Consider the following 24,628-nt stretch of genomic DNA (forward strand, 5'->3'; position numbering starts at 1 on the left):
CGCCCGACGTGCAGCGCGCGGCGCACTCTCCAGCTCAGTGCATCAGCGCGACGCCTCCACGAGTGCCTGCGCCAGCGCGTTATGCCGCGCGATGACAGGCGGCAGATCGAGCGTCGCCAGCCGCCCCTCCCGCACCACCACCTTCCCGTTCACCACCGTGTATGCCGTCTGCGACGGCGCGCAGAACACCAGCGCCGCGACCGGATCGTGCAGCGCGCCCGCGAACAGCGGCTGGCGCAGGTCGAATGCGGCGAAGTCGGCGGCCATGCCAGGCTTCAGCGCGCCGATATCGTCGCGGTTCAGCACCTTCGCACCGCCGAGCGTCGCGATCTCGAGCGCTTCGCGCGCGGTCATGGCATCGGGCCCGAAACCGACCCGTTGCAGCAGCAGCGCCTGCCTCACTTCCGCGACCATCTGCGCGCCGTCGTTCGACGCGGAGCCGTCGACGCCAAGGCCGACCGGCACGCCCGCGAGACGCATCTTCTTCACCGGCGCGATGCCCGACGCGAGCCGCATGTTCGAGCACGGACAGTGCGCGACGCCCGTGCCGGTGCGAGCGAACAGGCCGATGCCCGCATCGTCGAGCTGCACGCAGTGCGCATGCCACACGTCGTGGCCGACCCAGCCGAGATCTTCCGCATATTCGGCCGGCGTCATCCCGAACTTCTCGCGGCTGTACGCGATATCGTTGACGTTCTCCGCGAGGTGCGTGTGCAGCGACACGCCGTATTCGCGCGCCAGCACGGCCGCGTCGCGCATCAGCTCGCGGCTCACCGAGAACGGCGAGCACGGCGCGACCACCACGCGCAGCATCGCGTAACGGCCCTCGTCGTGATAGGTCTCGATCAGGCGCTGCGTGTCGCGCAGGATCTCGGGCTCGCGCTCGACAACCGAATCGGGCGGCAGCCCGCCGTCGCGCTGGCCGACGCTCATCGAGCCGCGGCTCGCGTGAAAGCGCATGCCGATCCGCTGCGCGGCGCCGATGCTGTCGTCGAGGCGGCTGCCGTTCGGGTAGATGTACAGGTGGTCGCTCGACGTCGTGCAGCCCGACTGCAGCAGCTCGGCCATCGCGGTGAGCGTCGACACCTCGATCATCTCGGGCGTCAGGTGCGCCCAGATCCGGTACAGGTTCGTGAGCCAGCCGAACAGTTCGGCATTCTGCGCGGCCGGCACCGCGCGCGTCAGGCTCTGGTACATGTGGTGGTGCGTGTTCACGAGCCCCGGGATCACGAGGTGGCCGCGCAGGTCGAGCACTTCGTCGGCCGTGTCGGGCAGCTCGGCGCTCGGGCCGACCGCGACGATCCGGTTGTCTTCGATGTAGAGCCCGGCGTCGCGCAGCTCGCGGCGCGTGTCGTCCATGGTCACGAGCACGTCGGCGTGCTTGACCAGCAGGGTTTTCGGGCGGGATGAGGAAGGGTTCGGCGCGCGTGCGCCAGCGTACTGCTCGAGGTTCATGCGTTCTCCGCGTCGGTCTGCCCCAGGCGCTGATCCTGGAGGCGGTCACACAGCCGTTCGAACGCTGAATCGCGGCACGCTCCGGTGCCTGCGTCCGTTCGAACGCCCTGGCCCGGTTACCCGGCGTGCTCGCCGTCTTCGGGGTACGCGCGGGCCACAAGCCGACGCGCACGGCGGGAGGATCGCCCAAGCACGCGCCGCACACAATGCGCGATCCGGAATACCGCGCTTCACGGTTTCGATATGGTACGCCGCGCACCGCCCGGCGGAAGGCCGGAAACACGCGAAAAGCCCGCCGGAAGCGGTATCCGGCGTACCGTCGACAGCCGCTCATGCGCGGCGCATTATCTTTGATATCGCGCCCGTATTTGCGCGGGGAACCTTTTTACAATGCCTGCACGGCGCTCGCTTCAATCTCGCCGACGGGTATGTAGCCACGTGACGTGGAGCCTCGATCCGCCGCACAGTCAATGGATCGAGTCGCCGCCGAACCTCGCATTCACACAAGGACTCAACGAATGGGAAAGCTCACTACCCACGTACTCGATACGGCGCACGGTCGCCCCGGCGCGGCAATCAAGGTGGACCTCTACGCGCTGGACAGCGAATCGCGCCGCGCGATCAAGACCGTGCTGACCAATAGCGACGGCCGCTGCGACGAGCCCCTGCTCGAAGGCGCCGCGCTCGCCGCCGGCGAATACGAACTCGTGTTCCATGCCGGCGACTACTTCGCGTCGCTCGGCGTGAAGGTGCCCGAACCCCGTTTCGTCGACCGCGTCGTGCTGCGCTTCGGCATCGCCGACACCGCTTCGCACTACCACGTGCCGCTGCTCGTGTCGCCGTGGTCGTACAGCACCTATCGCGGCAGCTGACATTCGAATCAGCGCCCGCATCAAACAAACGATTTGAGTCTGGAGGAGTTTCATGGAAGGCTTCATCACCGACTGGCTGAACCTCGCGCTGCGATGGCTGCACGTCATCGTCGCCATTGCGTGGATCGGCGAGTCGTTCTATTTCGTCGCGCTCGACAACAGCCTGAAACCGCCGACCGACCCGAACCAGCGCAAGCGCGGTGTGTTCGGCGAGCTGTGGCATGTCCACGGCGGCGGTTTCTACAACATGCAGAAGTACACGGTCGCCCCGCCGGAAATGCCGGATGACCTGCACTGGTCGAAGTGGCCGTCGTACACCACCTGGCTGTCGGGCTTCTCGCTGTTCTTCGTGTTGTACCTGCTCGCACCGAACACCTACCTGATCGACAAGAGCGTGCTCGACATGGGCCCGGTGGTCGCCGTCGCGTCCGCACTCGGCTTCCTCGCGGCCGGCTGGATCGTCTACGACTCGCTGTGCCGCATCCTCGGCACCAACGACCGCGTGCTCGGCATCTGCGTCGGCATCTACGTGGTCGCCGCCGCCTACCTCGCGTGCCATATCTTCGCGGGCCGTGCCGCCTATCTGATCGTCGGCGCGATGCTCGCGACGATCATGTCGGCGAACGTGTTCTTCGTGATCATCCCCGGCCAGCGCAAGATGGTCGACAAGATGCTCAAGGGCGAAGAGCCGAACCCGATCTACGGCAAGCGCGGCAAGCAGCGCTCGGTGCACAACACGTACTTCACGCTGCCGGTCGTGTTCGCGATGCTGTCGAACCACTACGCGATGACCTACACGAACAAGTTCAACTGGGTCGTGCTCGTGCTGATCATGCTGGCCGGCGCGCTGATCCGCCAGTTCTTCGTGATGCGTCACCGCGGCAAGCAGCTGTGGTACCTGCCGATCGGCGGCGTCGCACTGCTGTCGGGCGCGCTGGTCTGGACGATGCCGAAGCCGGTCGCGCCGGAAGCGCAAGCGGCCAACGCACCGAAGATCGTGATCAACGACATCATGCCGATCCTGCAGCAACGCTGCGTCGAGTGCCACTCGTCGAAGCCGACGCTGATGGGCAGCGCGCCCGCGGGCGTGATGTTCGACACGCCGGACGAAGTGTCGAAGAACGCACAGCGTATCTACGAACAGGCCGTGCGCCTGAAGGCGATGCCGATCGGCAACGTCACGCACATGACCGACGACGAGCGGACGAAGCTCGCCGCCTGGTTCGAGGGTGGCGCGAACAAGTAAGCCGCCGCGCGCCGGGTGTGAGTGCCCGGTGCAATCCTCTCCATTCTCGGGCCCGGTGACGGGCCCGTTTTTTTGGGGGGCGTGGACCGGATGCCCTTCGCGCGTCAGCCGCGCGTCGCGTCGCGCTGGAGCGCGACGAGCGCATCGAGCGCGCGCGGACCGTCGTCGAACGGCACGAAGATGTGATCGTGGTACGCGGCCGCCATCACGTTGCAGCTGATGCCGGCCGCGCCGAGTGCCCGCGCGAACGCCGCGGTGAGGCCGACGGCCGCCAGGTCGGAATGCACGGTCAGCGTGATCCAGGCCGAGCGGAACAGCACCGGCCAGCCGCGACGTGCAGCCGTTTCCTCGTCGACCACGACCGTCAGCCCTTCCACTTCGCGGAACGTCGCAATGACTTCGGATAACGATACGTCTGCATCGGCCGGCAGCGACACGAAGGCGAACGCACCCGGATGCAGTTCGGGCTGCATCGTGCGCAGCAGGATCGCGAGGTCGTTTTCAGGTTGGCTCATCGGAAGAACACGCCCGGAACCGGGCATCGTGCGGTGGAGATGCGGGCACGATAGCATGCGCCGCCGCTGCTACCGCTACGCGCACATCGTCGCGACTTCGTCCGCGAGCCAGCCGCGCAGTGCGGCGATGCGCGGATCGTCCTGCGTGCGTTCGGGATACACGACGTGATACGCAAGGCCCGGCGCCACCCCGACGTTCACGTCGAACAGCTGCACGACGCGCCCTTCCGCGAGATCGCGCGCGATCATGTGCGGTTCCGCAAGACCGACCGCCGTGCCGTCCGTCACGGCCTGCACGACGTGGCTCGAATCCGGAAACGACACGCACCGGCTGTCGTCGAAACCGTCGACGCCGGCCGCGGCCATCCACGCCGACCAGCGCGGCCAGGTCACGCCGTCGACTTCGCAGTCGACATGGCAGAGCGTATGGCGCAGCAGATCACGCGGCTTTCGCAACGGCGGCCCGGCCGACAGCAGTGCCGGGCCGCAGACCGCGACGACCGACGTATCGAACAGGCGCTGCGCGCACGCGTCGCGATAACGCCCGGTGCCGAAGCGGATCGCGATATCGACGTCGTCATCGTCGAAATCGCGCAACCGGTCGGTGATGTCGAACGTCAGCTCGAACGCCGGATGCGCGGCCCTGAAACGCGGCAGGCGCGGCAGCAGCCAGTGCGTCGCGAAACGCGCGCCGACCGACACGCGCAACTCCGTCTGCTCCCGCGCGATGCGCCGCGCCCGGGCCGTCGCGCGCTGCAGGCCCGCCAGCGCATCGGCGGCCGCGGCGGCCAGCACGACACCGGCCGGCGTCAGCCGGATGCTGCGGCTCGTGCGGACGAACAGTACGACATCGAGCTGCGCCTCGATTTCCTTGATCTGATGACTGACCGCCGCCGGCGTCAGCCCGACCTCGTCGGCCGCCCGCGAGAAATTCAGGTGCCGCGCCGCCGCATCGAACGTCCTCAGCGCGCGCGTACCGGGCCACATGCGTTCCATCGATCTTCAAACCGGATTTGATGACCATTCCAAAACTACTCGTTTTTCAAGATGCCATCAATCCGCAAACAATAGGCTTTCTTGACGATGCCGCGAGCCGCCCCGCGCTCGCGACCGAACCCGGAGATCCACCGATGACCGTTGCCCCGTTCCCGTCCGTCGTTCAGCTCAACGGCGGCGCCGCCACCGCGGACGCGCTCGCGCCGCTCGCATTCGCGGGCCACGCCCATTTCACCGCGATGCAGGTGCGCGACGGCCGCGTGCGCGGCCTCGACCTGCATCTCGCACGGCTGCGCGATGCGTCGAACGCACTGTTCGGCCAGGCGCTGCCCGACGACCGGATTCGCGCGCTCCTGCACGCTGCGCTCGAGCGCGCGCCGTCGGCGCTGTCGCTGACGGCGACCGTGCATGCGACGACGGGTGAATTCGTCGCGCCGCGCGACGACGAAGCGCTCGACATGCTGGTGCGCACCGCCGCGCCGTCGTCGGGGCCGGCGGGCCCGCTCGATCTCGCGTTGTTCGACCACGAGCGCGTGCTGCCGGAGATCAAGCACGTCGGCGAAGTCGCCAAGACGCACTTCCTGCGCCGCGCGATCGCGCAGGGTTTCGACGATGCGGCATTCGTCGATCGCCGCGGACGCATCAGCGAAGGCTCGATCTGGAACCTGGCGTTCTGGACGGGCAACGCGGTCGTGTGGCCGGTGGCCGGCATGCTCGGCGGGGTCACGATGCGCATCGTGCGCCGGCAGCTGGCGCGCCTCGGCGTCGCGCAGCACGATCGCGAACTGACGCCGGCCGACCTGCCGTCGATGGCCGGCGCCGTCGTGATGAACTCGTGGACGCCCGGTGTCGCCGTGCACCGCTTCGGCACGGCGACGCTGCCGGACGCGTCGTCGTTCGTCGCCCTGCTGCATCGCGCGTACGAACAGGAGGTGCCCGTCGCGCCGTAACGCGCGGGCCCCGTGTCGGGCATGGCTCACCCGTCGACCGTCTCCGGCAGCCGCGCGATCGCCTTGATCTCGAACTGGAAGCCGTACAACCAGGTCACGCCGACGGCAGTCAGCGTCGGATGAGGCGCGTCGCCCCAGTACTCGGGGACGATCTCCCAGATCCGCTCGAACGTCGCTTCGGGATCGACGAGGAACACCGTCACGTCGACGACGTCGTCGAACGTGCAGCCGGCCGCGCGCAGTACCGCGTTCAGGTTGTCGAATGCGCGGCGGACCTGCGCGCCCAGTTCCGGTTCGGGCGAGCCGTCCTCGCGACTGCCGACCTGCCCGGACACGAACAGGAAGCCGTTCGAGCGCAGCGCCGGCGAATAGCGGTTGCGCTCGTACAGTGCCTGCCGACCGGGCGGAAAAACCACGCTACGCTTTACCATTCAGCACCTCCTTCGGTTGGTGGGGCGAAACCGCCCCGGCATCGACGATGAAGGCACTTTAAGGACGGTGGCACGGCGAATAAACCGGCAACCCTGTCCAACACTGTTTGCGCGCCCCAAACAATTCCCGACCGACGCGGAGCCCTGACCCGATGGACCGATTCGACGCAATGCAGGCGTTCGCCCGCGTGGTGGAAGCCGGCAGCTTCACGAAGGCCGCCGAGACACTGCACATGAGCCGCACCACCGTCACGCAACTCGTGCAGCAGCTCGAGGCACGGCTGCGCGTGAAGCTGTTCAACCGCACGACGCGCAAGGTCGTCGTCACCGCGGACGGCGCCGCGTACTACGACCGCGTCGTGCGGCTGCTGGCCGACATGGACGATGCCGAAACCAGCCTGTCCGCGGCGTCCGCGACGCCCCGCGGGCGGCTGCGCGTGGACGTGCCGAGCCCGTTCGCGCGCCTGATCCTGATCCCCGCGCTGCCCGCGTTCCATGCGCGCTATCCGGACATCCAGCTCGACATGGGCGTAAGCGACCGCGTGGTGGACGTGATCGGCGAGAACGTCGACTGCGTCGTGCGCGGCGGCGAGCCGACCGACCGCTCGCTGGTCGCGCGGCATGTCGGCGACCTGCGGCTCGGCGTGTACGCGTCGCCGGCCTATCTCGCGCGTGCCGGCACGCCGGCCCATCCGGACGAGCTGGAGGACTCGCATCACCGGATCGTCGGGTTCCTGTGGGCGCGCACCGGCAAGGCGTTGCCGTTTGCGATGGCATGCGACGACGAGCGGATCACCGTGCGCGGACGCTACGTGCTCGCGGTCGACGACGGCAATGCGTACCTCGAGGCCGGCCTCGCCGGGCTGGGCATTCTGTGGCTGCCCGACTACATGGCCGGTGTGCATCGCGCCCGTGGCGAACTGGTGCCGCTGTTCGAGCGATGGCAGCTCGACCCGATGCCGATGTACGTCGCGTTCCCGCCGAACCGGCACGTCAGCGCGAAGCTGCGTGTCTTCATCGAGTGGGCCGCCGGGCTGATCGCCGAGCATGCGCCGGTCGCGAACCGGCGCCGCGGCGCCCACGGTTTGCGCGACGCGCGCAAGACCGCCGCGACCTGAATCGCGTCGAAACGGCGGCACCATGAAAAAACCCGCGCAACGTGCGCGGGTTTTCGATCGGCCATGGCGGAACCGCCAGCAACGACTCAGGCCGTCAGCGCGTGCAGCGCCTCGTCGGTGAGCCACAGCGATTCCTGCAGGTCCTGCTCGTTCAGGTTCAGGCCGTCGCCGCCGCGATCGACGACGATGAAGTCGCTGACGCCGCCGAGCGCGATCAGCGGGTGATGCCACACGCCCTTCGCATAATTGACGCCCTGCCACCCGCTCGTCACGAACGCGCGGATCTTTGCCGGATCGAGATCGCCCGCGGGCGCCACGACGACGAGATACGGCTGGTCGTTCAGCGGCACGAACGCCTGGCTGCCGAGCGGGTGCCGTTCGAGCATCTTCACTTCGAACGGCAGCGTGCGCGGCTGGCCGCGGAACAGGTTGACGAGCGTGCGGCCGTCTTCATCGGTCACGTCGACTTTCGCGAGATCGTGGAAGCGGATCGTCGTGCCGAGGTTGATCGGGATCTGCTTTGCCCCTTCCGTTTCGATCACGTCGCCGAACGGCGCGAACGCTTCCCTGGTCAGCGGTTCGATGACAAGCGTCTTCATTTGTCGAGCGTCCCCCACAGACGCAGGCGCGACACGCCGCCGTCCGGAATGATGTTCAGTCGCACGTGCGTGATGGGGCCGAGCGACGCGATGTCTTGTTCGAAGTAGTGCTGCTTGTCCATCTGCAGCTTCTGTTCGCCGAGCAGCACCGGCCAGAACATCGACTGCGTGATCAGCGAGCTGTCCGTTCCGCCCGACACGTACGCGGCCTGGATCGAGCAGCGATCCGGATAGTTGCCCTTGAAGAACGCGGTATCGACTTCGATCTTGCGGATCACGCCCGGCTGCGCGAGCGCGATGATCGCCCAGTCGTTGCCCGGTTCGCGGCGGCGGCGGGTTTCCCAGCCGTCGCCCATGTTCACGCCGCGCCCCGGCAGCAGCAGGTTCGACGCGACGCCGAAGTGCTGGTTGTTTGCGGCCACCACGTAACCGCCGTTTTCCATCGCCGCGAGGTCGAACTGCTCGGTCGCGCTCGCGCCGGCCCAGTCGAGCTGCGGCTGGCCGTACACACGCAGGCGTGCAATGCCGCCGTCCGGGTAGATGTTCACGCGCAGGTGCGTGAACGCACGCGCGTCGCTCGCGTCGACATAGTGATGGCTGTTGCCCTGCAGCGTCGTCGACGGCACGATCTCGACCCACTCGGTCGCATGCGTCGGCGCGCCGTCGGCCACGAACGCGGCCTCGATCGACGCGGCCGGCGGGAAGTTGCCGGTGAAGTGGCTCGTGTCGATGTCGAAGCCCTTGATCACGCCCGGGCGCGCGAGCTTGACGATGCACCAGTCGTAGCCCGTCGTGCGCTTGCGGCGCGTTTCCCAGCCGTCCATCCACTTGCCGTGGTCGTCGTACTTGCCGGGAATGAAGACGGCCGGCTCGGGGTTCAGCATCCGGTCCTTCGGCGCGAAGAAATCGTCGCTGGCCTCGAGCGCCTGCGCACCGAGACGCGGGTCGGCAAGATTCACGTAGCGCCGCGTGAATTCGGGTGCGTTGGGATCGAGAAGCGGAACAGCCATGATGTTTCCTTGTTTCAGTGAGACGATCCGGCCGCTGCGACGCAGCTGGCCGTACCGCGGTGTCAGGCGTCGATGAGGTCGTCGAGGCGAAAGCGCGCGATCCGGTAGATCTGGTCGAGGCTCGCGCGCAGTTCCTCGGTGCGCGAATGATTCACGCGCGACTCGAAGTTCGCGATGATGCCGTGCCGGTCATAACCGCGCACCGCGAGGATGAACGGGAAGCCGAACTTCTCGCGATACGTGCGGTTCAGCGTCAGCAGCTTGTCGAACTCTTCCTGCGTGCACTGGTCGAGGCCCGCGCCGCTCTGCTCGCGCGTCGACTCGGCCGTCAGCTCGCCGCGCACGGCGGCCTTGCCGGCCAGTTCCGGGTGGGCGTTGATCAGCGCGAGCTGGCGCGCTTCGCCGCCCGATTCCACGGCACCCGACATCGTCTTGTGCAGCGCGTCGATGCTCGCGAACGGCCGCTCGCCGGCGGCGACTTCGGCCACCCACGGCGAATGTTCGAAGATCCCCGACAGCGCCGCGACAAATGCGCTCGGCGCCATCGTGTTCAGTTGATCCAACGTGTAGCGCATCGCCTTCATGCTTTCCCTTCGTTTCGATGATTGGGCTGATACGGATGATGTTCACGCCAGTGACGCGCGATATCGACACGGCGCGTCACCCATACGCGATCGTGCTTCTCGATGTGATCGAGGAAACGCTGCAGCCCGCGGAAACGGCCCGGCCGGCCGAGCAGCCGGCAGTGCATGCCGATCGACAGCATCTTCGGCGCCTCGTCGCCCTCCGCGTACAGCACGTCGAACGCATCGCGCAGGTAGTCGAAGAAGTGATCGCCGGTGTTGAAGCCCTGCGGCGTCGCGAAGCGCATGTCGTTCGTGTCGAGCGTGTACGGCACGATCAGCTGTGGCGACGTCTTGCCGCCCGACACTTCGACGTCCATCCAGAACGGCAGGTCGTCGCCGTAGTTGTCGGAGTCGTACAGGAAACCGCCGTATTCCGCGACGAGACGGTGCGTGTTGGGGCTGTCGCGGCCGGTGTACCAGCCGAGCGGGCGCTCGCCCGTCACGCGCTCGATCGCTTCCATCCCGAGGCGCATGTGTTCGGCCTCGAGTTCCGGCGTCATGCTCTGGTAGTGGATCCAGCGCCAGCCGTGGCACGCGATCTCATGGCCCAGCTCGACGAACGCGCGCGCGAGCTCCGGGTGGCGTTCGATCGCCATGCCGACGCCGAATACCGTCAGCGGCATCCCGCGCTTCTCGAATTCGCGCAGGATGCGCCACACGCCGGCCCGCGAACCGTATTCGTAGATCGACTCCATGCTCATGTGGCGGTCGGGATACGCGGCCGCCCCGACGATTTCGGACAGGAACTGCTCGGAGCCCGGATCGCCGTGCAGCACGCAGTTCTCGCCGCCCTCTTCGTAGTTCAGCACGAATTGCACGGCGACGCGGGCGCGCCCCGGCCAGTTCGCCTGCACGGGATGGCGGCCGTAGCCGATCAGGTCGCGAGGATAGTTGGGATCGAGTGACATGGTTCGAAGTGCGGCGAAAGCTCGCTGAAATAATGGGTTCGCATCGACCGCGCGGGTGCCGCAGGCCGGCCGCGCGGGCCGATGCGATGACGGCCCAGTGTAGCGAAAACGCCCATACGCGCCCATACAGCGGCGCAGATAGTGCGTGTCAGACGGTGTGTATGTGCGGTTGCGGCAAATTCGGGGCCGGCTCTGCCACATCCCCGTCCGGCGGGCTGAAGCGGGCGAACGCGCCGTCGTAGCGCTTGGGCAGCGGCCGCGCGTAATCGCCGCGCTTCGCCGTCGCGAGGCGCAGCGCGACGAGCGCCTCGGCCCACTTGACCGCCGCCGTGACGCCCTCGACCACCGGCGCGCCGATCTGCTGCTCGATTTCGTGCGCGAACTCGGCCATCCCCGCGCAGCCGAGCACGATCGCGTCGGCACCGTCCTCGTCGAGCGCGCGCCGGCATTCGTCGACGATGATCCGCCGCGCGGCCGAGCCCGGCCGGTCGAGCTCGAGCACCGCGACGTCGGTCGCGCGCACGTTGCGGCAGAACCGCTTCATTCCGTAGCGCTCCGCGAGGTGCCACGCCATCCCGCAGGTGCGCGCGAGCGTCGTGACGACCGAGAAGCCGGGCGCGAGCACGCTCGCCGCATGCATCGCGGCCTCGGCAATGCCGATCACCGGCCCGCGCGCGAGTTCGCGCGCCGCGTACAGGCCCGGATCGCCGAAGCACGCGATCACGTATGCGTCGCAGCCGTCGCGCTCGCCTTGCGCGATCTCGGCAAGCAGCCCCGGTGTCGCGAGCGCCTCGTCGTAATACCCTTCGATCGACGGCGGCCCCATCGGCGGGCTCACCGCCACGATCTCCGTGCCGGCGGCCGCGACCTCGCGCGCGCAGCGGCCCATCGCGTCGGTCATCCGCTGCGTCGTATTCGGATTGATCAGCCGGATCTTCATCGCACGCTCCTCAGGCCTTCGTGTTCACGAGCAGCCGGTAGAACACGAAGCCGAGCCCCGCGCCGATGAACCACGAGAAGTTCGCGACGCCCTGCCAGCCCGGCACCATCACGCACACGATCGCGATCACCGCGGCCGGCAACAGCGCGGCGAGCGCGCGGCGGTTCACGCCGCCCGTGTACCAGTACGTCCCGCTTTCCGACATCGTGTACAGGTCGTCGCGCACGAGCCGGCCGCGCTTGACGAGGTAGAAGTCCGCAATCAGCACGCCGTACAGCGGGCCGATGAACGCGCCGAGCACGTCGAGCGTGTAGTGGATCACGGCCGGGTTGTTGAACAGGTTCCACGGCGTGATGAAGATCGACGCGACGGCCGCGAGCATCCCGCCCGCGCGCCAGCTGATCAGGCGCGGCGCGACGTTCGAGAAGTCGAACGCGGGCGACACGAAGTTCGCGACGATGTTGATGCCGATCGTCGCGATCGTGAACGTCAGCGCGCCGAGGATCACCGCGGTCGGATGGTCGATGCGGCCGACCGTCTCGACCGGGTCGGTGATGAGTTCGCCGAACACGGGCAAGGTCGCTGCCGTCGTGATCACCGTGACGAGCGAAAACGCGAGGAAGTTGACCGGCAGCCCCCAGAAATTGCCGCGCTTCACGTCGCCGAACGAGCGGCAGTAGCGCGAGAAATCGCCGAAGTTCAGCATCGGCCCGGAGAAGTACGACACGACCAGCGACACGGCCGTGATCATCACCGGAATCACTTCCGCGCCGTGATACTTGACGCCGCCGAGGTTGATGCCGATGTTGCGCCAGCCCGCGCGCCACACCATGTAGCCGGCGAGGATGAACATCACGACGTAGACGGCCGGCCCCGCGAAGTCGATGAACTTCTTGATCGTCTCCATCCCGTTCCAGAACACGAACGCCTGGAGCACCCACAGCAGCATGAAGCCGGCCCAGCCCACCGCCGACAGCCCGAGGAAGCCGTAGCGATGCACGTCCGCGTAAGGCAGCCATTGCGGGAAGAATTTCAGCACGACGATCACGAGCGCGCTCGACGCGAGATAGGTCTGGATGCCGTACCACGCGATCGCGATCAGCCCGCGAATCACGGCCGGCACGTTCGCGCCGAGCACGCCGAACGTCGCGCGGCACGCGACCGGATACGGCACGCCGATCTGCTGGCTCGGCCGCGCGATCAGGTTGCACAGCACGTTCACGAGGCTGATCCCGACGATCAGCGCGATCAGCACCTGCCAGCTCGTCAGCCCGAGCGCGAACAGGCTGCCCGCGAACACGTAGCCGCCAACGCTGTGCACATCCGACATCCAGAACGCGAAGATATTGTACGAACCCCATGTCTGGTTTTTAAGGGGTGCCAAATCTTCGTTGTACAGACGTTCGCTGTACCCCTTCGGCAGCATCGGGTCGCCGCCCTCGCCGCCTTCTTCCGCCGGATAGGCGCTATCGTGCGCCACACTGAACTGAGCCATGACTTCTCCTTGACGCGACCGGATGGCCGCTCCACCGTCATCGATATCGCTCCGGATCGACGCCCGGAGTCGGACCAGCGGCCCGCGGCAAACGCCGCGGGCCTGCATTTCGCTCGTTCTGTGGCGCGCGGCCGGGTTCGCGTCGCCGCTCAGGCGCCGCCGAACACTTCGCGCAAATCGACCTGCCCTTGTGCGGGCCGGTCCAGCATCTTCAGTTCGACATGCTGCAGGTGGTGCGCCATCAGCGTCACCGCCCGCTTCGGATCGCCCGCCTCCAGCGCGGCGAGGATCTCGTCGTGGTCGTCGCACGAGCACGGGCTGCGCCCATGCGATTCGTACAGCGCCGACATCAGCGTCGAGCGTGCGACGAGCCCTTCGAGGCACTCGCTGAGCGTCGCATTGCCCATCAGCGTCGCGAGCGCCGTGTGGAATTCGCCCGACAGCCGGATCCACGCCGCGAAGTCGTGCCGCTCGAACGCCTTGCGTTCCTTGTCGATCAGCGCGGCGACGCCCTTCAGCCGCTTCGCGCCGGGCCCGGTCGCGAGCCGCTCGACCACGGCGAGCTCGATGATCCGGCGCATCTCGAACACCTCGTGCACGTCCTGCAGCGTCGGGCTCGCGACGAACGCACCGCGGTTCGGCTCGAGCTCGACGAGCTTGTCGGTCGCGAGCTGCGCAAGCGCCTGACGGATCGCCCCGCGCTTCACGCCGAATACGTCGCAGAGCTGCGCCTCCGTCAGCTTCGAACCAGGCGCGAGCCGATGCTCGAGGATCGCCGTGCGGATCCGCTCGGCGATCGCTTCGGGGCTGGCTGCACCGGACAGGTGGGCTTCGGGCTCGTTCATGATCGGCATCGTGTGATGATCCTCATCCTAGGGCGGACATAAAGATTGTCAACAATTCTTTTCCGGTATTGCGCACAATCGGCGTGCATCGACGCGACCCCGTTCGGTGCATGATGCGTCGAATCCATGCATGACAAGGCTGAGACGTATGACAGAGGCCATTCTCGTCGTATACCCTTCCGGCATTTTTGTTGACAAAACTGGTGCAAGATTCGGCGATCGCACTGCGGATGCCGACGAAAAAACTTGATCGTTAGTTGCGTGCCTGCATAAAGAAAAAGGCGGGAAGCCCGCCTTTCGATCGATCGCGCCCACCTCAGCCGAGGTGCGGATAGTCCGACAGCGTGAGCCGGAAACCGTGCGCATTCGCGACCAGTTGCGCGTGCGCGCCGAACGGCAGCGTCAGCAGGTCGGGCACGTGGCCGAACTGGAGCCCCGTGACGACCGGAATCCCGACCACCGCGCGCACCTGCTCGATCATCGCCTGCATGTCGTAGCCGTTGTCGTACTCGAACGGCCGCGCACCGGTGAACTGGCCGAGCACCAGCGCCTGCTGGCGCGCGAGCAGCCCCGACAGGTGCAGTTGATAGATCATCCGTTCGATCCGGAACGGCTGCTCGTTGACGTCCTCGATGAACAGGATGCCGCCTTCGATGTCGGGCATGTACGGCGTGCCGACGAGCGACGAGAGGATCGCGAGATTGCCGCCCCACAACGTGCCCGTCACGTTCACGCTCTGCACCTGCGGCGCGTCGGCGATGATCGTCGTGCTCGGCTGCGTCAGCGTCTGCCAGAAGTGCTGCATCGTGAAGTCGCTCGGCGTTTCCGCGCCGAAATCGGCGGACAGCATCGGGCCGCCGAACGTCTTGATGCGCGCCTTCGCATACAGCGCGAGCTGGAGTGCCGTGAAGTCGCTGTGGCCGACGAGCGCGACCGGCTGGTCGCGCAGCCTGCGTTCGAGCCCGCGATAGTCGAGCCCGTGCAGGATGCGCGCGGCGCCGTAGCCGCCGCGCACCGCCAGCGCGATGTCCGGCAGCGGCCGCTCGGGATCGGCAAGACGGTTCAGGTCGCCTGCCCGCTCGCCGTCGGTGCCGCCGAACCGCTGGAAGCGCCGCTGCGTCGCCTCGATGTTCTCGATGCGGTGCTGTGCGGTGCTGAGGCGCTCGAGCGCGCGGTTGATCGCGTCGGGGTCGTGCGGATAGCCGGACGGCGCAAGCAGCCGGATGGTGTAGGACGCGGCGGGCTGGAAGGACATGGCGAAAGGTGTCGGGTCGTCAAACCTGCTTAGAGGGTCTGAACCGTCTCCGGTTCACGAAGCCGTGCACGCCCGGCTCGGGTCGGGGCGGCAGGCGCGCCTATGACGCGCCGGATTCGGCGTCGCGGGCCAGCCGCGCTTCGCGCAGCGCGCGACGGCGCTCGGCGAAGAACGACTTCAGCGCGGCGCCGCACTCGTCGGCGAGCACGCCGCCGGTCACTTCGGTATGGTGGTTCAGCTGCGGATTCGCGAACGCGTCGATCACGCTGCCGCACGCGCCCGTCTTCGGATCGGCGGCACCGTAGACGACTCGCGCGATACGCGCATGCATGATCGCGCCCGCGCACATCAGGCACGGTTCGAGCGTCACGTACAGCTCGCAGCCGGGCATCCGGTAATTCTGCAGATGCTGCGCGGCCATGCGCAGCGCGGCCATTTCCGCATGGGCCGACGGGTCATGCCCACCGATCGGATGGTTGAAGCCGCGCGCGATCACTTCGTCGCCGCGCACGAGCACCGCACCGACCGGCACTTCGCCGGCCGCGCGCGCCTCTTCGGCGGCGGCCTGCGCGAGACGCATGAAATGCAGGTCGCGCGCCGATACGGGCGCAGCTTCGGGAACGGGGGAATCGGCGGCGGGTTCGGCCGCCGGGGTGTCTGCCGGGCGGGCTGCGTCGTGCAGCGCGTCGGACGTCACATCGGCCCCGCTTCGGCGGACGCTTCGTCGAGCCCGCGCTCGCACAGGCGCTCCGCGATGCGCCGGCAGTAGTCGCGCGGCATCACCATCGGGCCGCCGCGCAGCGATTCGAGCGCCATGTCGAGCGCGAGGATCTTCGCCTGCAGCCGGCACCGCGCGGCACGGTCGCTGACCGCCTGCACTTCGTCGTGCAGGTTGCGCAGCGCGCGCAATTGCTCGACGGCCGGCGGCACGAAGCCTGCATTCTTCAGGATACGGTTGGCCACCCGCACCTCCTCGGGCACGAGCAGGTCGTCATCCAGCGCCTGCGGCGCGCCGGTACCCGGCAAATCGTCGAACTCGCCCCGCGCGGCGGCGGCGGCAATACGTTGTTCGACCAGGGCGTCAAGCAATCTCATCAGTCAATCGGAACAATGCGGCAGGCCGAATTCTAGCAGGGTGACGCGGGTATGACAGGCCCTTCGAATATATGCTCGATATTGCGTTTTTAGGGGCCGAATCGCCGCGCATGCGTGCCGATCTGCATCATTTGCCGCGCTGCTGCGCCGCAGCGGGCTGCGGGCTGCCCAGACACTCGCGAACGGACACAATGCCGGCCCTGTTTTTTGTCAGTGGCAACGCGGGCCGAGGCGCGCCGACACGGTGAAATTCGGGCCCCCCGCGTTTCCGCCGCCGGGTCACGCGGCCACCGTTTCCGGCCGCGCTTTCGCGAACGGGCGGAACATCATCGCCATCAGGAACGCGCCGACGCCGATCGCGAACGAACCGACGTACAACCAGCCATAGCTGCCGAACGTATCGACGATCAGGCCACCGGCCACGGGGCCCGCGGCCATCCCGAGGCTGCCGGCCATCGCGCAGCCGCCGATCACGGTGCCCATCATCCGCAGCGGGAAATTCTCGCGCGCGAGCACCGAATACAGCGGCATCACGCCCGCATAGATGAAGCCGAACAGGGTCGCGACCGCGTAGAACCCGTCGAGCGTGCGCACGAAGTCGTACCCGAGCGCGCCGAGCGCCTGCGCAAACAGCCCGGCCACCAGCGTGCGCTTCGCGCCGATGCGGTCGCCCAGGATCCCGAACGCGATCCGGCCGCCCATGCCGGCGAGCCCTTCGACGCTGTAGATCGACACCGCGACGATCAATGGAATCCCGCACGTCACCGCGTAGCTGACCGTATGGAAGATCGGGCCGGAATGCGTCGCGCAACAGAAGAAGTTGGTCAGCAGCAGCACGATGAACTGCGGCGAACGCAATGCGTGCGCGACCGACATCGCCGCGGGGTCAGCGGCCGGCGCGAGGGCCGCGGAGGCCGCCGGAGCCGCCGGGGCCGCCGGGGCCGCCGGGGCCGCATGCGCGCCGTCGAGCGCGGGTGCCCGGCGCACCAGCAGCGACACCGGAATCATCACGACGGCCGCCAGCGCCGCAATCAGCAGCATCGACGTGCGCCAGTCGCGCACCGACACGAGCCACGCGGCCAGCGGGGCCATCGTCATCGGCGCCATCCCCATGCCGGCCGACACGAGCGACACCGCCAGGCTGCGGTGTGTGTCGAACCAGCCCGTCACGCATGCCATCATCGGCGCGAATATCGCGGCCGTCGCACCGCCGACAGCGAGGCCGAAAGTAAGCTGGAACGCGAGCAGCGACGGCGCGCGGCTCGCCAGCGCGAGGCTTGCCGACAGCAGGACGGCACCCGTCATGACGACCGGGCGCGTGCCGACGCGGTCCGACAGGCTGCCCCACCCCATGCTCGCGAAGGCCATCGCGATGAAGCCGAGCGTCATCGCGCCGGAAATGCCGGTCATCGACCAGCCGGTATCGCGCGCGATCGCGCGCAGGAAAACGGGCAGCGAAAACATCGCGCCGATGGCGATGCAGCCCATCAAGCCGCCCGCGGCGACGATGACCCAGCGGTATCGGGAATCCGGCATGGGATGTCTCCTTTTCGTTATGGCAATCCTCGGTTCCCGGGCGCTACCCGCGTGGCGCAATGCCCGGTCGACATGGATACGACGGGCGACGCATCGGGAAATCGACACGCGCGACACATGCGCCTGCGAATTGCCTTGATTGTCCGCCGCTCCACTTTGCCCGTCATGGGCGGATCGGATCGACACCGCACGCCGGATCGTCCGTTCGGTCCGCCCCTGCCGCCGTGCTTTTCCGGAATCGGAAAGTCGAAATCAGAAATCGTTGGTTGGGACGCGCGATCGCGCTGACTACACTCGAGCGATCTTGTCATAACAAGTTGATCGATGACCTCACCCAACGTCGTGCCGCTGTCGGCGGCCCCGCTCTACGTGCAGATCAAGGACACGCTGCGCGCGCGCATCCTCGACGGCACCTATGCGCCGCACAGCCGGATGCCTTCCGAGCACGAACTCTGCGCGGCGTTCGGCGTCAGCCGGATCACGGTGCGCCAGGCGCTCGGCGATCTGCAGAAGGAAGGACTGCTGTTCAAGCTGCACGGCAAGGGCACCTTCGTGTCGAAGCCGAAGGCATTCCAGAACGTGACGTCGCTGCAGGGCTTCGCCGAGGCGATGTCGTCGATGGGCTACGAGATCGTCAACCAGGTACGCAGTGTCCGCACCGTCAAGGCCGACCGCCATCTCGCAACGAAGCTGAACGTGCCGGAAGGCGCGCCGCTCGTCGAGATTCACCGCGTGCGGCTGCTGAACCGCGAGCCCGTGTCGCTCGAACAGACCTGGGTGCCGGAAGCACTCGGCAAGCGCCTCTCGGGTGCCGATCTCGCGACCCGCGACATCTTCCTCGTGCTGGAAAACGACTGCGGCATTCCGCTCGGCCATGCCGACGTGTCGATCGACGCGATCCTCGCCGACGACGAGATCGTCGACGCGCTGCACGTCGAGGAAAGCAGCCCCGTGCTGCGCATCGAGCGCCTCACGCATGACGCGTCGGGTGCACCGATCGACTACGAATACCTGTACTTCCGCGGCGATGCCTTCCAGTACCGGCTGCGCATCGACCGGCAAAAACCGCGCAAACCTGCAAGGAAACAACGATGACTACCCATGTGCTGGAATACGACATCGTCGTGGTCGGCGGCGGCACGGCCGGCCCGATGGCGGCGATCAAGGCGAAGGAGCGCGACCCGTCCCTGCGCGTGCTGCTGCTCGAAAAAGCCAACGTGAAACGCAGCGGCGCGATCTCGATGGGGATGGACGGCCTGAACAACGCGGTGATTCCCGGGCATGCGACGCCCGAGCAATACACGCGCGAGATCACGATCGCCAACGACGGGATCGTCGACCAGGAAGCCGTGTACGCGTATGCGACACACAGCTTCGCGACGATCGAGCAGCTCGACCGCTGGGGCGTGAAGTTCGAGAAGGACGGCACCGGCGACTACGCGGTGAAGAAGGTCCATCACATGGGTTCGTACGTCCTGCCGATGCCGGAAGGACACGACATCAAGAAGGTGCTGTACCGGCAACTGAAGCGCGCACGCATCGCGATCACGAACCGCATCGTCGCGACGCGCGTGCTGACCGACGCACAGGGCCGCGCGAGCGGCGTACTCGGCTTCGACTGCCGCACGGCCGAGTTCCACGTGATCCGCGCGAAGGCCGTGATTCTCTGCTGCGGCGCAGCCGGCCGCCTCGGCCTGCCGGCCTCGGGCTACCTGATGGGCACGTACGAGAACCCGACCAACGCGGGCGACGGCTACGCGATGGCCTATCACGCCGGTGCCGCGCTCGCGAATCTCGAATGCTTCCAGATCAATCCGCTGATCAAGGACTACAACGGCCCCGCGTGCGCGTACGTGACCGGCCCGCTCGGCGGTTTCACCGCGAACGGCAAGGGCGAACGCTTCATCGAATGCGACTACTGGAGCGGCCAGATGATGTGGGAGTTCTACCAGGAACTGCAAAGCGGCAATGGCCCCGTGTTCCTCAAGCTCGATCATCTCGCGGAGGAAACGATCCAGACCATCGAGCAGATCCTGCATACGAACGAGCGGCCGAGCCGTGGTCGCTTCCACGCGGGGCGCGGCACCGACTACCGCAGCCAGATGGTCGAGATGCACATCTCCGAGATCGGTCTCTGCAGCGGCCACAGCGCGTCCGGCGTGTACGTGAACGCACGCGCGGAGACGACCGTGCCCGGCCTTTACGCGGCCGGCGACATGGCGGCCGTCCCGCACAACTACATGCTCGGCGCATTTACGTACGGCTGGTTTGCCGGGCAGAACGCGGCCGACTACGTGGCCGGCCGCGAGCATGCGCCGGTGAACGACGAACAGGTCGCCGCCGAACGCAAGCGCGTGCTTGCCCCGCTGCTGCGCGAGCGCGGCCTGGCACCGGCGCAGGTCGAATACAAGCTGCGCCGCATGGTGAACGACTATCTGCAACCGCCGAAGGTGACGCGCAAAATGGAAATTGGCCTCCAGCGCTTTGACGCCATTACTGAGGATATCGAAGAAATAAAGGCAAGCCATCCGCACGAACTGATGCGCGCCGCCGAGGTGCGCGCGATCCGCGACTGCGCGGAAATGGCTGCGCGTGCATCGCTGTTCCGCACCGAGAGCCGCTGGGGGCTGTACCACCATCGCGTCGACTTTCCTCATCGCAACGACGCCGAATGGTTCTGCCACACCTGGCTGCGCAAGGACGCCGACGGCGCGATGCGCAACGAGAAGCGCCCGGTCGAGCCGTACGTCGTGCCGCTCGCCGACGACGATCGCGGCGCCTACACGAATCTGCGCATCCGCGAACCCGCCGCGCTCGCGGCCGCCCTCTGAGGAGCCCTACCGTGCCCCATACCCCGCACGACATCTTCCTGCGCAGCAGCGCGCCCGTGACGATCGACGAGGAACGCTGCATTGCCGACAAGGGCTGCACCGTCTGCGTCGACGTGTGCCCGCTCGACCTGCTCGCGATCGACGTGACCAAGGGCAAGGCCTACATGCAGTTCGACGAATGCTGGTACTGCATGCCGTGCGAGCGCGACTGCCCGACCGGCGCGGTCAAGGTCGACATCCCTTACCTGCTGCGCTGAGCGCGCGCGGCCGGTCGTCGTCGTGCCGCCCGTGCGGGCCGTGCAGGCCACGCAGGCCGTGCAGGCCGTGCAGGCCGTGCATCGACGACGTGACGGCCGGGCCGGCGTTCGCCAGGTTCGCGTCTCCATGCCGTGCCGCCCATGCATCGCGCTCCGCGAGCAGCGGCTTTTTCACCGAACCGATCCTTTGCCCATGACCGCCTTCTCCTCCACCGCCTCGCTGCCCGGCACGCACGATCCGGATCGTACCGCACTCGCCCTCCGCCTCGCCGCGCCCGACGCATCCGTGCGCCGCATCGCACTGATCGAGCTTGCCGATCTCGAGGAATCCGATCTGGTGCCGTCATTCGTTGCGGCACTGTGCGACGATCCGTCGGCCAACGTACGCAGCGAGGCCGCGCGCGTACTCGGCGCATGGGAACAGCCCGACGTCGTCGACGCACTGTGCGGCGCATTGCTCGATCCGGACGAAGGTGTACGCGCCACCGCCGCGCAGAGCCTGTCCGAACTGAAGGACGCGGCATCGGGTACCGTGCTGTGCCGATGGGCCGACCGGCCCGAGTCGTTCGTGCGCCGTGCCGTGCTGCGCGGATTACGCGAGTTGCGCGACCCCGGCGCGTTCGCGCCCGCGCTGCGCGCACTCGATGCCGAACACGCCGCCGTGCGCGCCGAAGCCGTCGCGGTGCTCGGCTGGCTCAGGGACCCACGTGCGCTGCCGCCGCTCGCGCGCATCGCGACCACCGATGCCGCAGCGGACGTGCGACGCGCCGCGGTCGGCGCGATCGGGTTCGCGGCACCCGACGATGCGGCCACCATCGACGCACTGCTCGCTGCGCTGCGCGACCGCGAATGGCAGGTGCGCGAGGAAGCGGCCACGACGCTCGGCAAGTTGCGTGTTGCGGCCGCGCGCGACCCGCTCGCCGCCGCGCTCGACGACGACTACTGGCAGGTGCGCTTGCGTGCCGCGCGTGCGCTCGGGCAACTGCGCGATGCTGCTGCGGCGCCGGCCGTCGCAGCACTGCTGTCGCATGCGATCAGCAACCTGCGCAAGGAAGCCGCGCTTGCGCTCGGTGAACTGCGCGACCGCGCGACGTTGGCCGCGCTCACTCACGCATTGGAGGATCACGATCCGGAAGTGCGCAAAGCCGTGCGAATCGCGATCCGGCAAATCGACGAGGCGTCGCGATGATCGCGCCGACCGAAATCGCGCTCGATCACGCTGCACGCACGTTGACACTCCGCTGGCCGGACGGTCGCACGCAACACATCGGTTACGCGCAGCTGCGCGGCGATTGCCCGTGTGCGGAATGCCGAAGGATCCGGCTCGACGGCGGTCGTGTCGATACGCGGCCCGACCTGACGCTGGCCGGCCTCGAGGCAGCCGGCTACGGCATCCGCGCCCTCTTCGGCGACGGCCATGCCCGCGGCATCTATCCGTGGCCGTTTCTGGCCGACATGGCAGACATGGCAGACATGGCTGATAGGGCGGACACGACGGCGCGGCCGTGACGTGGCTCCCGCGGGTGCGGGGACGACATGGCAGACGCGCGGAAACGCTGCGATACTGACGCCCACGATCGTCTCCACCCACCGTGGGAGTCAGAACATGCAAACCGCAGTCGGATTCATCGGCCTCGGCGTGATGGGCACGCCGATGGCGCTCAATCTCGCGCGGGCCGGCACGCCGCTCGTCGTATGGAGCCGGTCGCACGGCAGCGACGATGCGTTGCGCGACGCCGGCGCACGCGTGGCCGAGCACGCCGACGACGTGTTCGCCGCCTGCTCCACCGTGATCCTGATGCTCGCGAACGACGCGGCGATCGACGCCGTTCTCGCGCGCGGCACGCCCGGTTTCGCTACCCGTGTCGGCGGGCACACCATCGTGAACATGGGCACGAACGCACCCGGTTATTCGCGCGCGCTGGCCGATGAAATCGCCGCCGCGTCGGGGCGCTACGTCGAGGCACCGGTGTCGGGTTCACGCAAGCCGGCCGAAGCCGGTCAACTCGTCGTGATGCTCGCCGGCGCGCCGGACGACGTCGACGCCGTCCGCGCGCTCGTGAAGCCGCTGTGCCGCGACAGCTTCGTGTGCGGCGACGTACCGTCGGCGCTGACGATGAAGCTCGCCGTGAACCTGTTCCTCATCACGATGGTCACCGGCCTGACCGAAGCCACGCATTTCGCGCAACGCCACGGTATCGACCTCGCCCGCTTCGCCGACGTGCTGAACGCGGGACCGATGGCGAGCGACGTGTCGCGCGTGAAACTCGGCAAACTCGTCGCGGCGGATTTCTCGGTGCAGGCCGCGATCACCGACGTGCTGAAAAATGCGCGCCTCGTCGCGGAATCCGCGCGCGGCGCCAACATCGCGTCGCCGCTGCTCGACATCTGCCACGCGCTTTACGGCGAGACCGAGCGGGCCGGACACGGCGCGGACGACATGGTCGCCGTGATCCGCGCGATCGAGCAGCGCACGCACGACGCGCGGTGAAGCGTCACCGGCCGCCCCCTCGACCACGCGCACGCATCGATCCGTCATGTCCGATTCGCCCCGCTCCCCGACCGGCGTCATCGCCGCCGTACGCCCCGTTCCCGCCGTGATCGGCGTCGTCCTGCGGGAACGCGACGTGCTGCTGGTGCGCCGCGCCAATCCGCCCGATGCCGGCTGCTGGGGCTTTCCTGGCGGCAAGATCGAAGCAGGCGAATCGATTGCGAACGCGATCGTGCGCGAGATCGTGGAAGAAACGACCGTCGACGTCGAGGCACTCGACGTCTTTACCGCGCTGGATGCCTTCGATTACGATGCTGGCGGCAACGTGCGCCAGCATTTCGTCATGGTCGCGGTGCTGTGCAACTGGTTGCGCGGCACACCTGCTGCCGGCGACGATGCGCTCGACGCGCGCTGGTTCGACCTCGCCGAGCTCGACCGCGACGATTTGCCGATGAGCGCGGGCGTTCGCGACGTCGCGCGCCGAGCGATCGAGCGATCGAGCGATCGAGCGTGCAGCGAGCCTCGGCGACGCACGGCGTCCGGCCATTCCCTGAAACAACGCCGTCTGCCCGCATCCCTTGCGAGCGGCCCGATCGCGGCCATGACGGTGTCGGCGAGCCGCCGACCTTCAAACTACAAATCAAAACAGGTCAGACATGATCAGAATTCGCAAGTCCACCGAGGCCGACGGCGCACGCGTGCTGGATATCTGGCGCAACGCGGTCGACGCCACGCATCACTTCCTGAGCGACGACGATCGTCGCGCGATCGAATCCGAAGTGGTCGGGTTCCTGCCCGGTGCGCCGCTCGATCTCGCCGTCGACGAAGCCGACCATGCGATCGGCTTCATGCTGCTCGACGGCAGTCACATGGAAGCCCTGTTCGTCGATCCCGCGCACCATCGCGCAGGCATCGGGCGCCTGCTCGTGGAAGACGCACTCACGCGTCATCCCGACCTGTCGACCGACGTCAACGAGCAGAACGAATCGGCGGCACGATTCTATGAACGGCTCGGCTTCGAGCGCTGCGGGCGATCGGCGCTCGATGGACAAGGACGGCCGTATCCGCTGATCCACCTGCGCCATCGCGCGGCACCACCCTCGTCGCCACGGCACGCGTAACCCACCTGGCCTGACAGGGATATCGCGCCGCCCGCC

At 67.6% G+C, this 24,628-nt stretch carries 27 protein-coding genes and 1 pseudogene; 12 read left to right on the forward strand and 16 right to left on the reverse strand.

Features of this window, described 5'->3' with window-relative positions:
* Window positions 1-42: 42 nt before the first annotated feature.
* Window positions 43-1,455, reverse strand: coding sequence for an 8-oxoguanine deaminase (locus tag PQB87_RS11155; protein ID WP_059490025.1), 1,413 nt, complete (start codon window positions 1,453-1,455; stop codon window positions 43-45).
* 518 nt (window positions 1,456-1,973) lie between these two features.
* On the opposite strand from PQB87_RS11155, the gene uraH reads away from it, so the two are divergent.
* Window positions 1,974-2,327, forward strand: a complete 354-nt coding sequence (uraH, locus tag PQB87_RS11160) for a hydroxyisourate hydrolase (protein ID WP_233344676.1) — start codon at window positions 1,974-1,976, stop codon at window positions 2,325-2,327.
* A gap of 52 nt (window positions 2,328-2,379) precedes the next feature.
* Window positions 2,380-3,573, forward strand: a complete 1,194-nt coding sequence (locus PQB87_RS11165; protein WP_021160368.1) for a urate hydroxylase PuuD — start codon at window positions 2,380-2,382, stop codon at window positions 3,571-3,573.
* Between the two features lie 104 nt (window positions 3,574-3,677).
* Here the strand turns inward: PQB87_RS11165 and PQB87_RS11170 are convergent, their stop codons facing one another.
* Window positions 3,678-4,088 carry an ACT domain-containing protein gene (locus PQB87_RS11170; RefSeq protein WP_233344677.1) on the reverse strand — a complete coding sequence of 137 codons (411 nt, stop codon included), beginning with the start codon at window positions 4,086-4,088 and terminating at the stop codon, window positions 3,678-3,680.
* Window positions 4,089-4,163: 75 nt separating this feature from the next.
* A complete protein-coding gene (locus tag PQB87_RS11175) occupies window positions 4,164-5,084 on the reverse strand; it encodes a LysR substrate-binding domain-containing protein (protein WP_489241814.1) in 921 nt (306 codons plus the stop codon).
* Window positions 5,085-5,218: 134 nt separating this feature from the next.
* Here PQB87_RS11175 and PQB87_RS11180 point away from each other — a divergent pair, with 134 nt between their 5' ends.
* Window positions 5,219-6,034, forward strand: coding sequence for an aminotransferase class IV family protein (locus PQB87_RS11180; RefSeq protein WP_489241816.1), 816 nt, complete (start codon window positions 5,219-5,221; stop codon window positions 6,032-6,034).
* Between the two features lie 26 nt (window positions 6,035-6,060).
* On the opposite strand, the gene PQB87_RS11185 is transcribed toward PQB87_RS11180, so the two are convergent.
* Window positions 6,061-6,465: a RidA family protein gene (locus PQB87_RS11185; protein ID WP_059687351.1), complete on the reverse strand. Its 405-nt coding sequence runs from the start codon at window positions 6,463-6,465 to the stop codon at window positions 6,061-6,063.
* 152 nt (window positions 6,466-6,617) lie between these two features.
* Between PQB87_RS11185 and PQB87_RS11190 the strand changes: the two genes are divergently transcribed.
* Entirely contained in the window at window positions 6,618-7,583 is a 966-nt protein-coding gene (locus PQB87_RS11190; RefSeq protein WP_111939879.1) for a LysR family transcriptional regulator, read from the forward strand.
* 86 nt (window positions 7,584-7,669) lie between these two features.
* Here PQB87_RS11190 and PQB87_RS11195 read toward each other — a convergent pair whose 3' ends face one another.
* From PQB87_RS11195 to PQB87_RS11245, 11 genes are all read right to left on the reverse strand, one after another.
* Entirely contained in the window at window positions 7,670-8,182 is a 513-nt protein-coding gene (locus PQB87_RS11195) for an ureidoglycolate lyase (RefSeq protein WP_027787131.1), read from the reverse strand.
* Window positions 8,179-9,192, reverse strand: a complete 1,014-nt coding sequence (gene alc, locus PQB87_RS11200; protein WP_489241819.1) for an allantoicase — start codon at window positions 9,190-9,192, stop codon at window positions 8,179-8,181. The genes PQB87_RS11195 and alc overlap by 4 nt, the downstream gene beginning before the upstream one ends.
* A gap of 62 nt (window positions 9,193-9,254) precedes the next feature.
* Window positions 9,255-9,776, reverse strand: coding sequence for a 2-oxo-4-hydroxy-4-carboxy-5-ureidoimidazoline decarboxylase (gene uraD / locus PQB87_RS11205; RefSeq protein ID WP_027787129.1), 522 nt, complete (start codon window positions 9,774-9,776; stop codon window positions 9,255-9,257).
* Window positions 9,773-10,726, reverse strand: a complete 954-nt coding sequence (puuE, locus tag PQB87_RS11210; protein ID WP_027787128.1) for an allantoinase PuuE — start codon at window positions 10,724-10,726, stop codon at window positions 9,773-9,775. The genes uraD and puuE overlap by 4 nt, the downstream gene beginning before the upstream one ends.
* Window positions 10,727-10,874: 148 nt before the next feature.
* Window positions 10,875-11,666, reverse strand: coding sequence for an aspartate/glutamate racemase family protein (locus PQB87_RS11215; protein WP_059624046.1), 792 nt, complete (start codon window positions 11,664-11,666; stop codon window positions 10,875-10,877).
* Between the two features lie 10 nt (window positions 11,667-11,676).
* Window positions 11,677-13,161: an NCS1 family nucleobase:cation symporter-1 gene (locus PQB87_RS11220; RefSeq protein WP_059687348.1), complete on the reverse strand. Its 1,485-nt coding sequence runs from the start codon at window positions 13,159-13,161 to the stop codon at window positions 11,677-11,679.
* A 149-nt stretch (window positions 13,162-13,310) separates the two neighbouring features.
* Window positions 13,311-14,015 carry a GntR family transcriptional regulator gene (locus PQB87_RS11225; RefSeq protein ID WP_048020953.1) on the reverse strand — a complete coding sequence of 235 codons (705 nt, stop codon included), beginning with the start codon at window positions 14,013-14,015 and terminating at the stop codon, window positions 13,311-13,313.
* 307 nt (window positions 14,016-14,322) lie between these two features.
* The gene (gene ldcA / locus PQB87_RS11230; RefSeq protein ID WP_301862435.1) at window positions 14,323-15,261 is read right to left on the reverse strand and encodes a muramoyltetrapeptide carboxypeptidase; all 939 of its coding nucleotides are present in this window, start codon (window positions 15,259-15,261) and stop codon (window positions 14,323-14,325) included.
* 100 nt (window positions 15,262-15,361) lie between these two features.
* On the reverse strand, window positions 15,362-15,958 hold the full coding sequence (gene tadA / locus PQB87_RS11235) for a tRNA adenosine(34) deaminase TadA (RefSeq protein ID WP_021160355.1): 597 nt from the start codon (window positions 15,956-15,958) through the stop codon (window positions 15,362-15,364).
* Window positions 15,955-16,356, reverse strand: a complete 402-nt coding sequence (locus PQB87_RS11240; protein WP_006478536.1) for a DnaJ family domain-containing protein — start codon at window positions 16,354-16,356, stop codon at window positions 15,955-15,957. The genes tadA and PQB87_RS11240 overlap by 4 nt, the downstream gene beginning before the upstream one ends.
* Window positions 16,357-16,635: 279 nt before the next feature.
* Window positions 16,636-17,892: an MFS transporter gene (locus PQB87_RS11245; protein WP_489241824.1), complete on the reverse strand. Its 1,257-nt coding sequence runs from the start codon at window positions 17,890-17,892 to the stop codon at window positions 16,636-16,638.
* 324 nt (window positions 17,893-18,216) lie between these two features.
* On the opposite strand from PQB87_RS11245, the gene PQB87_RS11250 reads away from it, so the two are divergent.
* The 3 genes from PQB87_RS11250 to PQB87_RS11260 are packed head-to-tail and all read left to right on the forward strand — an operon-like array spanning window position 18,217 to window position 20,980.
* Window positions 18,217-18,987: a GntR family transcriptional regulator gene (locus tag PQB87_RS11250; RefSeq protein WP_489241826.1), complete on the forward strand. Its 771-nt coding sequence runs from the start codon at window positions 18,217-18,219 to the stop codon at window positions 18,985-18,987.
* Entirely contained in the window at window positions 18,984-20,723 is a 1,740-nt protein-coding gene (locus PQB87_RS11255; RefSeq protein WP_489241828.1) for a fumarate reductase/succinate dehydrogenase flavoprotein subunit, read from the forward strand. Before PQB87_RS11250 ends, PQB87_RS11255 begins: the two co-directional genes overlap by 4 nt.
* 11 nt (window positions 20,724-20,734) lie before the next feature.
* On the forward strand, window positions 20,735-20,980 hold the full coding sequence (locus tag PQB87_RS11260; protein ID WP_006764074.1) for a 4Fe-4S dicluster domain-containing protein: 246 nt from the start codon (window positions 20,735-20,737) through the stop codon (window positions 20,978-20,980).
* Here PQB87_RS11260 and PQB87_RS11265 read toward each other — a convergent pair.
* A complete protein-coding gene (locus PQB87_RS11265; RefSeq protein ID WP_489241830.1) occupies window positions 20,949-21,155 on the reverse strand; it encodes a hypothetical protein in 207 nt (68 codons plus the stop codon). The two genes, PQB87_RS11260 and PQB87_RS11265, sit on opposite strands and share 32 nt — an antisense overlap.
* 18 nt (window positions 21,156-21,173) lie before the next feature.
* Here PQB87_RS11265 and PQB87_RS11270 point away from each other — a divergent pair, with 18 nt between their 5' ends.
* The 5 genes and pseudogenes from PQB87_RS11270 (at window position 21,174) to PQB87_RS11290 (ending at window position 24,592) form a co-directional block, all read left to right on the forward strand.
* A complete protein-coding gene (locus tag PQB87_RS11270; RefSeq protein WP_489241832.1) occupies window positions 21,174-22,169 on the forward strand; it encodes a HEAT repeat domain-containing protein in 996 nt (331 codons plus the stop codon).
* Window positions 22,166-22,489 (forward strand): gamma-butyrobetaine hydroxylase-like domain-containing protein, encoded by a 324-nt coding sequence (locus PQB87_RS11275; RefSeq protein WP_174413468.1) that lies wholly within the window; start codon window positions 22,166-22,168, stop codon window positions 22,487-22,489. The genes PQB87_RS11270 and PQB87_RS11275 overlap by 4 nt, the downstream gene beginning before the upstream one ends.
* Window positions 22,490-22,586: 97 nt before the next feature.
* Window positions 22,587-23,471 carry an NAD(P)-dependent oxidoreductase gene (locus PQB87_RS11280; RefSeq protein ID WP_111939887.1) on the forward strand — a complete coding sequence of 295 codons (885 nt, stop codon included), beginning with the start codon at window positions 22,587-22,589 and terminating at the stop codon, window positions 23,469-23,471.
* A 46-nt stretch (window positions 23,472-23,517) separates the two neighbouring features.
* Window positions 23,518-23,973, forward strand: a pseudogene (locus PQB87_RS11285) (NUDIX hydrolase); the annotation flags it as partial.
* Between the two features lie 154 nt (window positions 23,974-24,127).
* A complete protein-coding gene (locus PQB87_RS11290) occupies window positions 24,128-24,592 on the forward strand; it encodes an acetyltransferase (protein ID WP_059624065.1) in 465 nt (154 codons plus the stop codon).
* The last annotated feature ends 36 nt before the right edge of the window (window positions 24,593-24,628 follow it).

This window comes from Burkholderia sp. KL41, assembly GCF_057005415.2.

What these genes read in the sequence shown, in the direction of transcription:
- PQB87_RS11165 (WP_021160368.1), top strand. Translation starts at nt 2,380, where the DNA reads ATGGAAGGCTTCATCACCGACTGGCTGAACCTCGCGCTGCGATGGCTG.
- PQB87_RS11180 (WP_489241816.1), top strand. Translation starts at nt 5,219, where the DNA reads ATGACCGTTGCCCCGTTCCCGTCCGTCGTTCAGCTCAACGGCGGCGCC.
- uraD (WP_027787129.1), bottom strand. Translation starts at nt 9,776, where the DNA reads ATGAAGGCGATGCGCTACACGTTGGATCAACTGAACACGATGGCGCCG.
- PQB87_RS11155 (WP_059490025.1), bottom strand. Translation starts at nt 1,455, where the DNA reads ATGAACCTCGAGCAGTACGCTGGCGCACGCGCGCCGAACCCTTCCTCA.
- PQB87_RS11275 (WP_174413468.1), top strand. Translation starts at nt 22,166, where the DNA reads ATGATCGCGCCGACCGAAATCGCGCTCGATCACGCTGCACGCACGTTG.
- uraH (WP_233344676.1), top strand. Translation starts at nt 1,974, where the DNA reads ATGGGAAAGCTCACTACCCACGTACTCGATACGGCGCACGGTCGCCCC.
- PQB87_RS11240 (WP_006478536.1), bottom strand. Translation starts at nt 16,356, where the DNA reads ATGAGATTGCTTGACGCCCTGGTCGAACAACGTATTGCCGCCGCCGCC.
- PQB87_RS11175 (WP_489241814.1), bottom strand. Translation starts at nt 5,084, where the DNA reads ATGGAACGCATGTGGCCCGGTACGCGCGCGCTGAGGACGTTCGATGCG.
- PQB87_RS11270 (WP_489241832.1), top strand. Translation starts at nt 21,174, where the DNA reads ATGACCGCCTTCTCCTCCACCGCCTCGCTGCCCGGCACGCACGATCCG.
- PQB87_RS11215 (WP_059624046.1), bottom strand. Translation starts at nt 11,666, where the DNA reads ATGAAGATCCGGCTGATCAATCCGAATACGACGCAGCGGATGACCGAC.
- PQB87_RS11245 (WP_489241824.1), bottom strand. Translation starts at nt 17,892, where the DNA reads ATGCCGGATTCCCGATACCGCTGGGTCATCGTCGCCGCGGGCGGCTTG.
- PQB87_RS11225 (WP_048020953.1), bottom strand. Translation starts at nt 14,015, where the DNA reads ATGCCGATCATGAACGAGCCCGAAGCCCACCTGTCCGGTGCAGCCAGC.
- PQB87_RS11195 (WP_027787131.1), bottom strand. Translation starts at nt 8,182, where the DNA reads ATGAAGACGCTTGTCATCGAACCGCTGACCAGGGAAGCGTTCGCGCCG.
- PQB87_RS11170 (WP_233344677.1), bottom strand. Translation starts at nt 4,088, where the DNA reads ATGAGCCAACCTGAAAACGACCTCGCGATCCTGCTGCGCACGATGCAG.
- PQB87_RS11280 (WP_111939887.1), top strand. Translation starts at nt 22,587, where the DNA reads ATGCAAACCGCAGTCGGATTCATCGGCCTCGGCGTGATGGGCACGCCG.
- puuE (WP_027787128.1), bottom strand. Translation starts at nt 10,726, where the DNA reads ATGTCACTCGATCCCAACTATCCTCGCGACCTGATCGGCTACGGCCGC.
- PQB87_RS11250 (WP_489241826.1), top strand. Translation starts at nt 18,217, where the DNA reads ATGACCTCACCCAACGTCGTGCCGCTGTCGGCGGCCCCGCTCTACGTG.
- ldcA (WP_301862435.1), bottom strand. Translation starts at nt 15,261, where the DNA reads ATGTCCTTCCAGCCCGCCGCGTCCTACACCATCCGGCTGCTTGCGCCG.
- PQB87_RS11185 (WP_059687351.1), bottom strand. Translation starts at nt 6,465, where the DNA reads ATGGTAAAGCGTAGCGTGGTTTTTCCGCCCGGTCGGCAGGCACTGTAC.
- PQB87_RS11190 (WP_111939879.1), top strand. Translation starts at nt 6,618, where the DNA reads ATGGACCGATTCGACGCAATGCAGGCGTTCGCCCGCGTGGTGGAAGCC.
- PQB87_RS11290 (WP_059624065.1), top strand. Translation starts at nt 24,128, where the DNA reads ATGATCAGAATTCGCAAGTCCACCGAGGCCGACGGCGCACGCGTGCTG.
- PQB87_RS11255 (WP_489241828.1), top strand. Translation starts at nt 18,984, where the DNA reads ATGACTACCCATGTGCTGGAATACGACATCGTCGTGGTCGGCGGCGGC.
- PQB87_RS11220 (WP_059687348.1), bottom strand. Translation starts at nt 13,161, where the DNA reads ATGGCTCAGTTCAGTGTGGCGCACGATAGCGCCTATCCGGCGGAAGAA.
- alc (WP_489241819.1), bottom strand. Translation starts at nt 9,192, where the DNA reads ATGGCTGTTCCGCTTCTCGATCCCAACGCACCCGAATTCACGCGGCGC.